The sequence below is a fragment of the Gallibacterium genomosp. 1 genome, from assembly GCF_000771875.1.
GTDB lineage: Bacteria > Pseudomonadota > Gammaproteobacteria > Enterobacterales > Pasteurellaceae > Gallibacterium.
This window is the reverse complement of record NZ_JPXX01000029.1, coordinates 57,777-72,244: the sequence shown is the minus strand read 5'-3', so window position 1 is coordinate 72,244 and position 14,468 is coordinate 57,777. Positions and strand designations below refer to the sequence as shown.

Here is a 14,468-nt window from a genome sequence, read left to right as displayed (position 1 = left end):
GGATAATTAGCCCTCCGAACAGGGCTCCAAACTTAATCCACCACGCATTTTGGTTGGTGAAATCATAGCTTATGCCGAGTGGCGTTGTTCCTGATGTTCCCCAGCCGTTAACAATGCCCTTGAACGCATCTCTGTCACCAGTAAACAGTTTATTTATTGCATCAATGATTTTAGATAACGATTTATTATTGTTAGCTGCAAGCAATATATCATCTACTGTTAATTTACCATTTAATATCTGATTACCCGTTTTGTCTAATTTATTAACATCTTGATTGCCGCGAATTGTTAATACACCAGTTGCATCACTATAAACCTCAGCCAATCCTGTCCCAGTTACACGTGTTGATGATCCTACTGCGTTTGCAGATTTTCCTCTCGTCTCTACAACATTTAGATAAGTGCTGCTGTTAGATGTCGCAACGTTAGATATACCAGTTGCAGATGTACTAGTAACAAGACCGATAGTTAAGTTATCAACCGTAGAGATAGACAAATTCCCACTACCATCAAATTTACCCGAACCAGATACAGCTCCGGTTAGCGCAATAGTACGTGCATTAGCAAGTTTATTAGCCGCTACCGCAGTGCCGTTAGCTGCCAATTTGCCGTTTGCAGCATTGAGTGCTTGCACTCCTTTGTCGTATGCGGTTTTAGCTGCAAGAGCACTCGCACCAAACACGCTGGATGCCATATTAATACTATCAGTGAGCTGCACCTCACCTTTGCTTGTTGTGCTTGCACTACGACGGTTAGCGTTAATAATCGCAATGATGGCATCATAGACTTGAGTTGTTTTAGCATCATTGGGATTAAGTCCTGCTTTTGACAATACATATTTTAACTCTGCTTCAACATCTCGTATGTGATCTTGTACATTGTTTAGATATTGTGCTGTAACTCTTGTACCTAGTTCGCCCGTTGCTGGATTACCATTGTGAAATCGGCCATCATTTGATGTTATGACAGGCATTAAATCTTTCATGTACTCTCTCCTAAATTATTGATATGCAAAGTAGCAGTAAGTATGTGCGGGCTTTAGATCCTTGAAAAACTCTTCGATAATTGGATCGCCAAAATCGACCAAGCGGTCGCCCGCTAATGATTGTCCTGCGCGAAAATAAATAATGTTGTCATCACCGTTAATCACCGTAACACGCCACATAAAAATCAAACGTTCTGTTGGCGAGTTTTGAATCGGAATATCACCTGCATTTGGTAAATCATTTTTTAACGGTGAAAACTCTTTGATTTGTATGGTGTAGCCGATACTTTCAGCGAGTCGCAAAAAGTACGGTATTGATAAGCCACCGAGCGCATTGAGCTGGATAATGACGCGTTTAACTCGCTCGCTGTATGTCTTTGAGACATCCGTTGTAATACCGCACAATCGCTCCCAGTCTGCTAATAACTCATTAGAGGTTGCAGGCTCAATAACTTTAAGAATCGCTTCTGCACTCGCTTGTAAGCGATCAAACGCTTGTCCGTCGACAGCGCATTGTGCTTTAAAATTTTCGCCATTAATGTTGTAACTCACAGGCGGATAGAGGTGTGCGAGGACAGGAGCATACTTACTCATTGAGTAACTCCGTCACATTGATATTACCGAGTCGAAACCACTCGATTTTATTAATTACATCCGCTTTGCGATTAGCCGTTGGCGCACTGAATTGGCGGTCAACCACCCCGACAATATCACTCACAATCGCTTCAAGCTGCGATACAATTAAGTCATCACCGGGACGCAATGTGTCAAAATAAGCAGTTAATCCGCTGTTAATCGCTGCAGTAATTGCCGGTAAAGTCAGTCCTTCGACTTTGACTTTGATGTCAAAATTAATTTGTGTCACATCTGGTTTTACCACTCTTGATTCGACCGCAGTAACGGGACGCACAATATCAATATAGTTTTGGCAACGGGTTACGGTGTCATCACTCGGTAATGCGTTATTACTGGTAATCGCAATATCAACAGTCCCCAATCCTCTCCGCAGCGGATAGACATAAGCCGCATCTACGCCATCTACTTCTAATGCCCAGTTTTTGTAGTCGTATTTATTGCCACCCGCTGGTGGACGGCGGATTAATTCGAGCAGGCGTGCAAGTAATGACGCATCCGTTTCTGCATCTGTGCCACCCGTCACTTTTGTAATCACGACATCAGATTGGACACCTGTCGGCGCAGACATAAAGCTCGCAGTAGTTGCTTTATTGACATTTTGTTGGCTACCCATCGCTAACGATTTAATATTGACTACCGCTGTACCCGACTCACCAATCGTGACGGCTTGAGTTGTCTGATAAAAACGGTTATCGTCCGTTTTAATCTGCATCGCTTCTGTAATGACAGCACCAGTCAACCCTGTTACAGTTGCTTGTCCGTCGGCATAGGTCGCATTTTTACGTCGTAATCCACGTAAACCTGCGTGCTTTTCGAGGTATTCCGTGTCAGATGAATCTGGAAAAAATTGTTTGATAAGCCATTTTTGATGTGCGTATAAGCCTTCTGCAACAGCGGCTAAACTACTTGCGCGCGCAAAAGTATCCGAATCAACACTAATATCAATCGTTGGATTGATACTTTGATAGTCACGTAATATCTGTTGTCTAATCTCATCAAGTGTTGGTACGAGATACATTTAAATGTCCTTTAAATTACAGTTAAATTACTTTTACAGGGTGTTTAAACTCAAAGGTTTTGCCACGTGCATCAGTCACACTAATTAAGAGTTGCAATGTGCCGTTATGTGGTTGGTGATAATCGACGGTAATTGCTTTCGCTCGCCCGTCATCCAGTAACGGCTGTAAGGCTTCTTCTGCGTACTGTTGAGCGAGTAAACCAACGCGTTCTTTATCTTTCTCTCGCTGAATTAAATGGAGCAGGGAGCCTACACGCCCATCTGCCCACCAAGAGCCTAAAGGAGTTGTAAGCCTGATATACACGGCATTTTGCAGTGTATCTGTCTGTGATAATGTGTAGTCCCCGGTAAGCGGGCTGATCTCTCTGTCCATGTTGTTGATGATAGAGAGTGGGTAAAAAAAAACGTGGTGCTGGAGTTCAGCACCACACTTTTAAGAAATAGGATTGATTAATTTGGTGGACTGGTTGTACCGCCACTGTCGCCAGTGTGAGTATGACCGACCAATGACACGCCACTTGAGGTCACATCGCCGTTATTTGTGATAGAGCCTTTTTGTGTGATATCGCCTTTAATATTAATCGTCGGCGCAGTGATATTGAGCGTAGTACACGTAATATCAATCACTTTGCCCTGTTTTAACTCAATCGACGATCCACTTTGGTCATAGATAGCAACCTCACCTGTTTTTAATGCTTTAATCCGGTATTGCCCATTTTCGGTTGCCACGACTACGCTATGCGAGGTTTTACCACCAATTGGGATTATCAACGCTTCTGTGCCGGCGGGTGGATGTGAGGTAAAACCAAAGTGCTGCATTAACTCGACATCTTGCAACGTTTCATCGGCTAATGCCGAGACCTGCACTTTTTGGATTTTGTCTGCGGACTTTGTGAGATTGATTTTGCCACGAAACACATGCCGAATCGCATTACCAGCATTATCAATCATCTGTCCAATCTGCTGTCTTATCTGTCTCATGATTTTGGTCCTAGTGCAATTAGTTCTTTGGCTTTCTTACCCTTGCGTTTCCGCGCACGTTTTGAATGTTCGCGGAACGCGTCAGGAATCCAGATGCCATCTTGTTTTAAGCGTAATTCGGTTTGTGTTCCTTGTGAGCGTGAGAGCGTAAAACGTCGTCCCATGACAAAAAAAATCGCATCAATATCGTATTCTTCGCAAATAACGTGGACGCGTTGTCCTGGTTGCCACAATACTCCGCTTTCTGTTTTGTGGTCAGGGACAATAATTGTCAGCGTAAACGCATTGAGTGCAGCATCTGAGAGATATTTTTTTGCGTGTTTTTTTAGTGACTCTAGGTCTTCTGCGTCGTGTATCACGACGGTTTTAGGACGATAAAATTTGACGCTTTTATCTTGCCACACCCACTTTAAGTTGTTTTTATTGTCATCATGGCTACGTCCGTGCTTTTGTGCTAAAAACGTGACCTCGCTAAACGACTGCGAAATATCATACGTAAGTTGGGCTTGCTCAAAATTATTACGTTGTCCATTTTTTTGACAACATAAGGTTGCCACTGGCGGACTACGATAATCCGGACCGCCCACGATTAATGTCCCATTTGGATCAAACCACAGATGCAATCCAGAAAAGTTTGCACATCGCAGTGCCGCACTCCACGCCGTCTCGCTCGGCTCAATATCAATTTTATCAATCACGGGGTTATTGTCTTTTGCTCGCAACTCAATTTTTTTAATCCCGAGTGGCTCCACAATTTTTTTAATTGCATCTAATACCGTCAAACCTTTAACATTTGTGGTCGGGGCAGAACAATCCACTAAAATGGACGCTCTATCACGTCCATTTAAGCTAAATGTCCGACTATTTTTGCTAATTTGATGTTGTGTTGCATCGACAATCCCAGTGAGTATTACCTGTCCATTAATTTTAACTTGCACCTCCTTACCTGATAAGTCTGGTAATACCGTATGCGTGGCAGGTGTGCCAATCTCAAAATTAAACGCATCAGCGGGGATTAAAAAGTCGCTGTCAATGTCATAGCTTTTCCAGTTACTGTGCGCTTTACCGTCAATTTCAACAGCAATTTCGTTGTCGTATGGATAGTTATACTGTGTAGCCATTAATCAACGCTCCTTTTTCAATAAAATTCGGATTAATAATCTGTGGATTAAGACGCAATAGCTCATCAGTACGTGTATAGTCTTGATAAAAGGCATGTGCAATTTGTTGCAACGTCCCGGTTATCGGAGCTTCACGAATGATTAACGGTGGTTTTTGATTAATCGCATTAATTGCTAAGACAGTAAAATTTTGTGCCATCTGACGTAATTGCTCAATCACACGATAAGCACTTGTATAACGTGCAGTCTCAATCTCACCACGATTTTGATACGTCTGTTGTTTGGTTTGTAATGCACGGACAGTCGTAATGCAGTCTTGGATTAACTCTCGCACGGTTGTGGCCATCGTTTCGATTTCGGATGGCAATAAATTGTCAACTTCATCGGCAATGAGTTGTGCGGTCAAGTGAGCCAGTGTTGTTGTACTGAGGAGTTTAATCGCACACGCCATTTCTTTCACATCCTCTTTGCGTAATGTCGTTACGCGTGATTTAATGCGTGTTTGCTCACGTGAGTAACTGTCATTTTTACCTGTAACCACATCATCGGCAATTTGTTGTAATTGACGCACTAATAGCAAGGCTTCGTTAAAGCGGTTTTGGTTATATAACAAGCCTGCTGATTTTGACGCTGTTTGTGTTGTGGTCTCCTCATCGGCTATCATCTCAGCCCGTGCTTTGATGGCAGTGTCGAGTGCGCTAGCAAGTTGTTTCACCGCTTTTGCAGAATGCGATTTAAATGTTGTCGCTGTCACCAGCGCAGGCAAGTCAAAACTTGCCTCATCAATTAACTGACTCACAGAGTCAACAATCGAGTAGATACCGCCCCAGGCTCCAAGCAATCGGTCTTTCACACTAAAAGCAAAGCTCACAACCTCCATCATCGCCGCATAAAAATCAAGTACATCATCAACAAAGTCCTCTAACATGGACAGCAGCTCGTCGATTTTTCCGAAAATCGAAAAATCAAATAAAAATATTGGCAATGCGGGTGTCGTCTCGACAAACGTTAAATCCACAGACGCATAATTGATATAATCAGCATCGTGGCGTAACGACATTGAGCGACAAATCATATTTTGCATTCGCCCAAAAATGGGATGTGTCAGTGTATCGGCTCCTGGTTTTTGTAATGCCGCGAGCAGTCGTTTGACATCAGTTAAATAACCCGGTCCATTAAAGATAGCTTCAAACGTGACAGTGCGGGGTGTGAGCCCTAAATCTTCAATATCCGCACCATTCACATACGGATAAGCATGCTCAACAGTATCTCGGTCAAAGCTATCATCAACCGTAATCACATCAAATTTCACACCGCGAAAACTCGCTTGACGAATTGGTACAGTCCACCCCATTGCTTACCCCCTCACAAAATGTTGATATTGTTTTTCTGAGACGGCTTCGGCAATTTGTCGTCCGTCCAACTCAACCGTAATCAGATTTTTAAGCGTATAACTTTGATTATCTAATATCCGCTTAAGTGTCTCTGACAACGTTTGCCCCATTGACTGTACTTCGCTTGCTAAATTAGTTTTATCTGCTTGGCTACTGCGTGCTGCTTGTTGCAATGGGTTACCAGCATTAGTCATATCAATATTTTTTAAGCCCTGATAAGTCGTATCAGTCGCTGTATTTCGCCATTGCTCAATCCGGTTTGCATTACGATTAATTCTGGCTTGATAGTCTGCTTCGCTTAATGTGCCTTGTTTTACGCGTTCTGCTGCCACCTCATTATCAAACGCCATTGCTGCTCCGCCATAGACTAATGCCATCGCATTTTGTGTTTTTTGGGATTCTGCAGTCGTCGTGGTAGGTGGTTGATAACCTGCCCAATAATTGGTTTTCGGCGCTGTTTGTTGGCTTAATGCTTGATAAAATTGCTTTTTGCTGTCAGCTTGTTGCTCATTTTTAGCTTCTTGCTGTGCAAAATAACTTGTTGCATTTTCTGCACCAATCGCAAGTCCGGTAAGTGCCAATGTTGGCACGCTAACCAAGCCTTTTGCTTTTGAGAGCAATCCTGTACCAGCTCGACTTAATGTAGTACCTGCTGCAGTCGCTGCACCAGTCACAGCACCTGTTGTTGTCGTGGTACGACTAAATACCCCACCTAGTCCACCAAGACCGCCCTTTCCACGCAACAAATCCATCACAGAGATAGCCATCAATGCCGCCCCAAAAGTTTTCACTGCGTCCGTCGCTCCCACAACAAAATTGGTTAATTCTGGGTATTTTTTGCCATACTCACTTAATGTTTGTGAGACTTCACCTAGTGTGGCATTAAAGCCACTTAAGTTATTTAACTGTGCAAACTCTTGCGTATTTTTTAAATCATTGACTTTATAATCTGCGGTATCGGCAACCACTTTGTGAGATGTATCAACCGCACCTTGTGCATTGCTAATTTGTTGTTGTACTTCTTTACCCAGTTCGGCGTTGTTTCGAATACCGATTAATGCCATCAATGCTTGGCGGTCAGAGATTACTTGCCCGATTGCCGTGCCTTCGACTAGTTTCGCCATTTCATCCAAAATTTGATGTTGGTCTTCTTTTTTCGCAGTCTTTAATTTTGCTTGTAAGGCTTGATATTGTTTATCATTACCAACCACATCATTAATAATTTGACTAAAGGCTTCTAGTGAGTTCATGCCTGATTTTTTGTAGTTTTCCATTGAGCCGACAAAATCAATGCCGACTTTCTTACCTGTCTTTGGATCAACATAATCCAAGTTTTTAAACCGGTCGTTCGTTTCTTTCGATGTGATTTTTGCGAGCAAATTAACAAGATTATTTCCCGCTTCATCCGATGTACCTGCTGTAACGCGCGCTTGTTGATTAGCAACTAATAACGCTTCAAACCCCGACATACCACTTAAGCCAGCGGCTTTTGCTGCAGCCATTTGCTGTGGTAGCCAACGTGCCATATCAGCTAACTCAAAGTTTCCAGCTTGTCCTGCGGCTACGGCTTTATCCAACACTGCGCCAATCTGATCTTCGCTGATACCCATTTGCTGCATGGATGAAATCATAATCTTGGCAATATCATCTGTGCTTGCACCCGTTGCCACTGCCGCTTTTTGTAATGTCGGTAATAGCGCCATTGCAGTATCTGTTTTTACTGCCCCAGAGGCTAGCAATGTATCTAATGCCCCTAATGCCTCTTCTTTTGTCCCTCCACCTGTCTCGACAGCTTGTTTCACCGCGTTATGTAGTTCTTTTTTGCCCGCAATTCTGCCGGCAACATCGCGGTCTGAAAACGCCGTATTGGCTGTCATGGCTAATTGACGGTCATAAGTCATGGCTTTTTGTACTGGCTCTCGCATTACCATCGCACCCGCCATGACACCAGCCCCGACTTGCATCATTGTTCCGCCCACAGCCCCTATCTTTTGCCCAAATGTCGTTTTCCCCATTTCGGCATTTAACTCGGCAATTTTTCGACGATGTGCTTCAGTCGCTCTGGCAAGCTCACGACTTGACATCACGCCACTATTACGTAACCGGTTATAAGATTCTCGCGTACGATTGATTTCAGCTTGTATCGCCCGTTCAGAGCGTAGCCCATAAGACTCCATCGTGCGGTAGGCTTGCTTGCGTTGGTTATAGCTTTGCTCAAATGTCCTCGCCGCTTTAAGATAGCTGTCCTCCATCTTTTTGCCCGATTTCACGGTCTGCTGTTCGGTGGCTTTGGTCGTTTTTGCTACATTATCACCGACCGTTTTGACAACTTTACTGGCGTTATCTTGTGCCGTAATCTCAATGCCGAGCTTCATATTTGCCATTTTAAACCTCATTTAAACGTCATTTAAATCTTATAAAAAAAGGGCTTACGCCCTCTTTTTACGTTGAATAATGTAATGTGTTGTATTGCCCTGTGTTACTGGTTTAATCCCTTGACTTTCCAAATAAACAGCTAACCAGCTTTGCGCCTCAATTACACTCATTTGCGCCACTTGTGCAGCAGTAAAGCCCATTTTGGCAAGTAACACCGTGATAAGTTGATAATTTTTTACTGCATCACGTAACACATAGCGTCGCTTTAGTCGACGCTGTTGCTCGCTTGGTTTGCCCCAGCGTCGATACGCTTTTTTCGCATGTCGGCAATTTTTTCATTGATCAACACATAGTCATCGGTAGTGAGTGCATTAAACAAAAACTCTGGCGTTAAGACATCGCGCGGGATACCCTCAATCGTCATTTGTTGTGCAAGATAGGCTAACTCAACGAGGCGTTGTTGTTGATAGTTGAGCGTATCAATATCATGCAAGCCTAAATTTTCGATAACCTCCATCGCTTGGCACTCTCCCGCTAGCGTCAACGGGAGAACATCAAAGTGATAATGCACGTGGTTCTGGTAAGTGATACCCAGTAATAACTTGTCCATTATTCTTTCACCTCATCTAACGCGGACATCTTAATATCAATCATCTCTTCATTATCTACCGTGTATTTTTCACCCACTTCGGTGACAAAACATTCCACATAAGAGGTGCGTTGCTCATTATGTCCCAGTGGATACACAGTCACTTTGGCATTGTCTATCGCCCACCAATCAATCCCTAATGTATCGTCAAGCGGATTTACTGCGGTTAATGACAACTCCCACGTTGCAATCCCTTGTGCGTACCCTCTAGCCCGTCCTTTTGAGTTCATGGCTTTAACTAGTTTACGACCAGGATTTTTGGTAACGGATAACTCCACAATTTCAATTTCCTTGCCGTCCACTTCCAGTACGGCACTACCAGCATATTTTTCCATTTCTCACCTCGCTTATAGGATTAAATCAATACGGTTCGCCACTACGTGTAATCCGTTGACTACATCAGACGGAATAACCGTATCTAAACGATTTGGATCTTGTCCGTTGCGTTGCACCAACAATTTATCTTTGTTTTGCTGGACGTTTTCCACCACCTCCAACTCCTCAAGCAAACGCAATACATCTAAAATTTCAGAGCGTACCGCCATTTCGGTTCGCTTGAGTAATTTTTCACGCGGGAAGCGCAGACGGATACGTTGCTGAATCGACTTACGCACATAATCAAGCGAGCGAATCGTGGTTAAATCCAGATAAGCAATGTCGTCTTCGCCGGTTGGATTACGAGTATAAGTGGTTAAAGCACGCATAATTTGCACGGTATGATTCACCACCGTAATTGGCGTTAAACCGTGGAATAAGGCTTGGTTAACCTCAGTCAATAGTGGTGTTTGAGTTGCGTCCACCTCAGTTAACCCCAAAATCTCAAGGGTATTTAATGGACGAGCAGGATCTTCTTCACGGGCAATAATGGCTGCATAACCCGCTGCAATCAGTGCGTTTGCCTCAATCGCACCTTTGTACCAACCGACCGTTAAACGTTCACTGTTGAGTTTTTCGGTAAATGTGGTGCCGGCTGCCATTGTGTCACGCCACCCCATCACACCAATGCCCGGCTTGTCTTCCGTTGGCGAGGCAACACTAACCAAATGCTCCTTGAGTGCTTTGGCATTTTTATCATCGGTAAACGGTGAAACAATAATGTGATAATGCGTTCCTGCGATACTTGCTAACGCGGGCGCCAGTTCGGCATTCGTTGCTCCGCTGTCAAAGGCAGTGGAGGTAATCGTTAAGCCTTCTGCGGTTACTTGAGTGGCTAGTGTTAATTCGTTCCCAACTTCCCCTTTGCATTTCGCGGTTAATGTCAACACTTTTTCGTTGAGTTTTGCCGTTACTGGACAGTCTGCCGTGCCGTTAATCACCGCCATTAAACGATTTGCCACTGCAGTATCGGTTTCGGTTTTATCCGCTCGGACTTGATAATCTACGCCACCAATCTTTGCCGTCACCACGCCGGTCATCGTGACTGTTCCCTCAAAGGTCAATGTTGCGGTCGCTGCGACCCCTGCGCTGTGGTCTTTTAACCCCATCACTGATAAATTAAGGAGATTGTTATTACGGATGGCAATACGAGCCATTAAATGCGCCCAGCTGCCGGCACCAAATAACGCCTCTGCGTCTTTGTCAGAATAAATACGTTGCGGCAGGGTAAACGCCGTTTCACTCTCGGTGGTCATTGGTGCAATAATTAACACTTCTGACTCGTTTGTCGGGAGCGTGGTTACAGCATTACGTGAGTTATATTCCGTATAGACACCCGGTTTACGTAGTGATGTTGGGATGTTGTCAAATTCAACTTTAGTCATTTTTCACCTCTTTACGTGTTGTGCGAGTGGTTTCTGTGACCACAATTAAATCGCCATCAGCGATGCGGCGTTGATAGTAGAGCGTTGCCTCAATTTCGACTGGCTCTTGTTCGATATAGCTAAAAGGGCTATTTTCTTTCGGCACTTTAATGCCATTTTTCGCTTTTACTTTCATTTTTTTGTCTCCGTTTTAATATCAAACCCTGTTGTTGCTTCGGGGGCAGTAATCACGCCAGTAATCCGCTCAAGGTAATGCGGTGGCGTTAATTCGCCGTCATACACATTAAACAGATAATCTGGGTGCGTTGGATCATCTGTTGGTTGTGGATATTCGCCATCTTCGAGTGGCGGTTGAATTGAGTAGCAAACCTCAAATTCCACTGCGTATGCCGTTAATCGCTCTTTTTGTAACTCCATATGATTAAAGAGCGTCCGCACCGCAACCGGCTTTATCGGCTCAACTAAATTATCCAGCGTTTGATTTGTAAGTAATCGCAACACCGCATAAACCAGTTGATTTGCTCCGACCTCAAATTTCGCCACTCCACCTTGTCGCGCAGCTTGATTGCTGCGTAATGACCGCACCATTACAATCGCAACAAACGTATCTGTACTTTTGTGACGATGTCCGCGAGCAGAGACACTAGCACGCTCAATCCGTGAGCCACCATATGTCACTAACACGGCTGGTAAACGACGCACATCAATCGTGGCATCGTCTAACTCACCGTGATAGCTATCCACCCGATAAGTCAGTTTTCCCAACCCACGTGCTAGCCGATTAATTAACGCTTGCTCAATTTGAGTTATCACGACTAAATATCCTGTTACCTGGATTACTAAACATCACGCCAACACTGTCTTCTGTTTGCACTTCGTTAGATTCAATCCCGAGTGAGATTTTACCGCTCGCAATTTGCTCTAACTCTTTAAGCGAGAGCTTATAACGCTCGATAATCTCGTCGGTTGTCGTTACCTCAGACATACTGACCAAACGATAACGAGCAATATCACAGCAAATGCGGACTAAGTTATCCGGGATACTAGCCAACGGTAGGGTATAGCGCCCAAGTAAGTAACCATCTATCTGACTACTGCTATCAGCCAGTGCAACCGCAAGCACTTGTTGATTAATCTCCCCAGTACGATCACGGTCGGTTAATTCAATCGCTTGTTGTTCACCAATGCGTAAGACAAAGTCCTCTGCTGTGGCATACATCATCATCACCCGATATACGTTGTTTCAAGCCAGGCATCTTGTTCAAGGGCAAAGACCTCCTCGCCGCTTAAGTCCTTTAACTCAATCACAACAGGCGTATCTTTGTTAAACCGACGCCCAATGCGTCCGTAACTCTCTTGCGGATGATTTGCACGTAGCAACACTTCGACGGCAACTGGCTCAAAGACATTGCTATTGATAGCGTCTTGCCCATCTTTTTCGGTCTCTTTTGTTGAGGCATTATCCACCGTATTTTCTTCGTTTTGATTGATATCCTCTTGCATTACTTCATCGTTGACGGCATCAGGTGTTTTGTCGGTTCGTTTCGCCATTGTTTACTCCTTATTCAATAATGTACGGGGAGACCATCACATCTAAGCGACCTTTAAGCACGTTGGTGGTGCCGTTAATCACATCTGCTTTGCAAATGTCTAATGCCGCTTTTTCAAGACTTGGTGGAACAACCAGTGTGGTTGGACGAACATTAACAAATGCGCCACCATCTGCTTTCAGCGTGGTCATCTTAGTGAGGATAGCCATCACATTATCGGCGGTGAGATTAAGCTGTTTGGCTTTGTGTGCGAGTTGCCAAAAACCGAAACCAACATTACAACGGTAACGTACACCCCAGAGGTAGACGTCTTCCATAAACACGGTGTCGGATTTAGACGGATCAAATTTGCCTTCAAATTCCGGTTTGGTGCGTTCTTGGAAAATAAACGGTTTGATTACATTGTTGGTATCAAACACATACCACGATTTTGCACCGCTGTCTGAGCCTGTAGTGATATTGCTTTGTGCCGTACCCGGATTGGTGCCGTCCACATCTTGATAAAACGGATGATCGGTATCAAAAAAGTTTTGCCCGTCATAACACAAGGTGCTTTCGCCGGCTAACAATAATTTAAACAGTAAGCTGTCCGGCAATTCAGCGGCGGATTGTCCGGCTTGTGCCATCATATTGCGGAATAAGCCCACTTGGTCGTCCTCAATCGCTTCACGCGGCACGCCAACTGTTGTTTCGTATTTTTTGTTTTCAAGCGTCATACCAACAGCTGACATATTTTTGATAGTACGTTTGCCGACCCACTCAATTAACTGTGGGAATGCACGCATAAAGCCGTAAGTATTGGTGGCGGTGTTAGACGGCACGGTCATCGCTAATTTCGGGTATTGCGGTGCAATATGCGCAATCCCTTTACTAAACTCTGCGCGAAATTGAGTATCTAAACTTTTTAAAATTTCCGATTTTTTAAACTCGATAGTCATAGCTTATGCTCCTAATGCTTTATTTTTGATATATTCATCTTCGGTCAATCCCAACATTTTAGCGACGTGCTTATCTTCAGCAGACAGTGCGACTTTTTGCCCATTTGGGTCACCTTTAGCTTGTTTTTCTCCGAGATTGTGTTTCGGGGCAACCGATAAATAATCGGATAAGGCTTGTAGATTGACTTTGCCAAGTTTCACTGCCCACTCTTTTTGTGCCGGGAGTAATGTCCCCTCTGATAACGCCACCTCGACCATTTTTTCGACTTTGTCAGCGGTTACACTCTCTTTTAACGTGCGTAATTCATCTTGTACGGCTTTCATTTCAGACAGTGCGACATACTTGGTTGGGTCGGGTTCTTGTGCGGATAACGCCACCGCTTTTTGTTGTTGTGTCGCCAATTCGCCATAGACAGCACTCAGTGCAATCCCTGCTTTGGTTTTTTCGGCAGATAATGCCGTTAATTTTTCTTTGATGACTTCTTCGGAGGCATCAGGTAAATCAAATAATGCTTGCAATAATTTCAGCATTGTATTTTCCTTTTGTTGATGATTAAGTTGAGATGTGGCAATCGCTTCGTGTAATTCGTGCAATGCCGGGCGGTTCGTCAAGGCGGCATTGATGACTTCCAGCACTTTGCCGTCATTGTCGGTGTAAAAGTAAGGTGAGATGTAGCGGTACTCTTTGTTTTTGATCTGTGTGGTAGCTTTTGTCGTCCACTCTACATCGGCAAACAGACCTTCGCCCGAGAGGTATTCGGCTTTGCTAATCCAACCTGCTGCCGGGTTACCTTGTCCGTTTTGGGCGATAAATAAGGTTTGATGTTCGTAATCAATCATCATCTTGATTTTGGATTGATTGATTTGTTCCGCTAGTGCATAACCATTAGTATCATCTACATACCAGCCTCCTTTGCCCTCAGCTCGCCCGTCTGACGGATAAAAGCGACCATACGGGAATAGCTGAATGCGTCCGTTGGGCTGTTTAATCTCGCTACAAGCAATGGCAGTTAATTTCATTGGTTTATCCTCTTACTGTTGAGGATGACAGCATAACGGA

The 14,468-nt window shown here is 44.1% G+C and carries 18 protein-coding genes; all 18 read right to left on the bottom strand.

Annotation, left to right across the window (positions count from 1 at the left end; translation table 11 throughout):
• The coding region (locus JP36_RS11210) for a phage tail protein (protein ID WP_052119491.1) at window positions 1–985 on the bottom strand (985 nt) is incomplete at its 3' end.
• A 15-nt stretch (window positions 986–1,000) separates the two neighbouring features.
• On the bottom strand, window positions 1,001–1,579 hold the full coding sequence (locus JP36_RS10055; RefSeq protein ID WP_039174349.1) for a YmfQ family protein: 579 nt from the start codon (window positions 1,577–1,579) through the stop codon (window positions 1,001–1,003).
• On the bottom strand, window positions 1,572–2,639 hold the full coding sequence (locus tag JP36_RS10050) for a baseplate J/gp47 family protein (protein WP_039174346.1): 1,068 nt from the start codon (window positions 2,637–2,639) through the stop codon (window positions 1,572–1,574). Before JP36_RS10050 ends, JP36_RS10055 begins: the two co-directional genes overlap by 8 nt.
• Window positions 2,640–2,661: 22 nt before the next feature.
• Window positions 2,662–3,012 carry a phage GP46 family protein gene (locus tag JP36_RS10045; protein ID WP_039174344.1) on the bottom strand — a complete coding sequence of 117 codons (351 nt, stop codon included), beginning with the start codon at window positions 3,010–3,012 and terminating at the stop codon, window positions 2,662–2,664.
• Between the two features lie 77 nt (window positions 3,013–3,089).
• A complete protein-coding gene (locus JP36_RS10040) occupies window positions 3,090–3,620 on the bottom strand; it encodes a phage baseplate assembly protein V (protein WP_039174342.1) in 531 nt (176 codons plus the stop codon).
• The gene (locus tag JP36_RS10035) at window positions 3,617–4,741 is read right to left on the bottom strand and encodes a phage baseplate assembly protein (protein ID WP_039174340.1); all 1,125 of its coding nucleotides are present in this window, start codon (window positions 4,739–4,741) and stop codon (window positions 3,617–3,619) included. The genes JP36_RS10040 and JP36_RS10035 overlap by 4 nt, the downstream gene beginning before the upstream one ends.
• On the bottom strand, window positions 4,725–6,095 hold the full coding sequence (locus JP36_RS10030) for a DNA circularization protein (RefSeq protein WP_039174338.1): 1,371 nt from the start codon (window positions 6,093–6,095) through the stop codon (window positions 4,725–4,727). The genes JP36_RS10035 and JP36_RS10030 overlap by 17 nt, the downstream gene beginning before the upstream one ends.
• A 3-nt stretch (window positions 6,096–6,098) precedes the next feature.
• The gene (locus JP36_RS10025) at window positions 6,099–8,519 is read right to left on the bottom strand and encodes a phage tail tape measure protein (protein ID WP_039174336.1); all 2,421 of its coding nucleotides are present in this window, start codon (window positions 8,517–8,519) and stop codon (window positions 6,099–6,101) included.
• A 45-nt stretch (window positions 8,520–8,564) separates the two neighbouring features.
• The gene (locus JP36_RS10020) at window positions 8,565–8,765 is read right to left on the bottom strand and encodes a hypothetical protein (RefSeq protein WP_039174333.1); all 201 of its coding nucleotides are present in this window, start codon (window positions 8,763–8,765) and stop codon (window positions 8,565–8,567) included.
• An 11-nt stretch (window positions 8,766–8,776) separates the two neighbouring features.
• Window positions 8,777–9,121 (bottom strand): hypothetical protein, encoded by a 345-nt coding sequence (locus JP36_RS10015; RefSeq protein ID WP_039174331.1) that lies wholly within the window; start codon window positions 9,119–9,121, stop codon window positions 8,777–8,779.
• Window positions 9,121–9,495 (bottom strand): hypothetical protein, encoded by a 375-nt coding sequence (locus JP36_RS10010; protein WP_039174329.1) that lies wholly within the window; start codon window positions 9,493–9,495, stop codon window positions 9,121–9,123. Before JP36_RS10010 ends, JP36_RS10015 begins: the two co-directional genes overlap by 1 nt.
• Window positions 9,496–9,507: 12 nt before the next feature.
• Window positions 9,508–10,920 (bottom strand): phage tail sheath subtilisin-like domain-containing protein, encoded by a 1,413-nt coding sequence (locus JP36_RS10005; protein ID WP_039174327.1) that lies wholly within the window; start codon window positions 10,918–10,920, stop codon window positions 9,508–9,510.
• Window positions 10,913–11,095, bottom strand: coding sequence for a DUF2635 domain-containing protein (locus tag JP36_RS10000; RefSeq protein WP_039174325.1), 183 nt, complete (start codon window positions 11,093–11,095; stop codon window positions 10,913–10,915). Before JP36_RS10000 ends, JP36_RS10005 begins: the two co-directional genes overlap by 8 nt.
• Window positions 11,092–11,733, bottom strand: coding sequence for a phage protein Gp37 (locus JP36_RS09995; protein WP_039174323.1), 642 nt, complete (start codon window positions 11,731–11,733; stop codon window positions 11,092–11,094). The genes JP36_RS10000 and JP36_RS09995 overlap by 4 nt, the downstream gene beginning before the upstream one ends.
• Window positions 11,717–12,142, bottom strand: coding sequence for a gp436 family protein (locus JP36_RS09990; protein ID WP_039174318.1), 426 nt, complete (start codon window positions 12,140–12,142; stop codon window positions 11,717–11,719). Before JP36_RS09990 ends, JP36_RS09995 begins: the two co-directional genes overlap by 17 nt.
• A gap of 2 nt (window positions 12,143–12,144) precedes the next feature.
• Window positions 12,145–12,471, bottom strand: coding sequence for a hypothetical protein (locus JP36_RS09985; RefSeq protein WP_039174317.1), 327 nt, complete (start codon window positions 12,469–12,471; stop codon window positions 12,145–12,147).
• Between the two features lie 10 nt (window positions 12,472–12,481).
• Window positions 12,482–13,408 (bottom strand): Mu-like prophage major head subunit gpT family protein, encoded by a 927-nt coding sequence (locus JP36_RS09980; protein WP_039174315.1) that lies wholly within the window; start codon window positions 13,406–13,408, stop codon window positions 12,482–12,484.
• 3 nt (window positions 13,409–13,411) lie between these two features.
• Window positions 13,412–14,428: a phage protease gene (locus tag JP36_RS09975; protein ID WP_039174313.1), complete on the bottom strand. Its 1,017-nt coding sequence runs from the start codon at window positions 14,426–14,428 to the stop codon at window positions 13,412–13,414.
• Window positions 14,429–14,468: the final 40 nt, after the last annotated feature.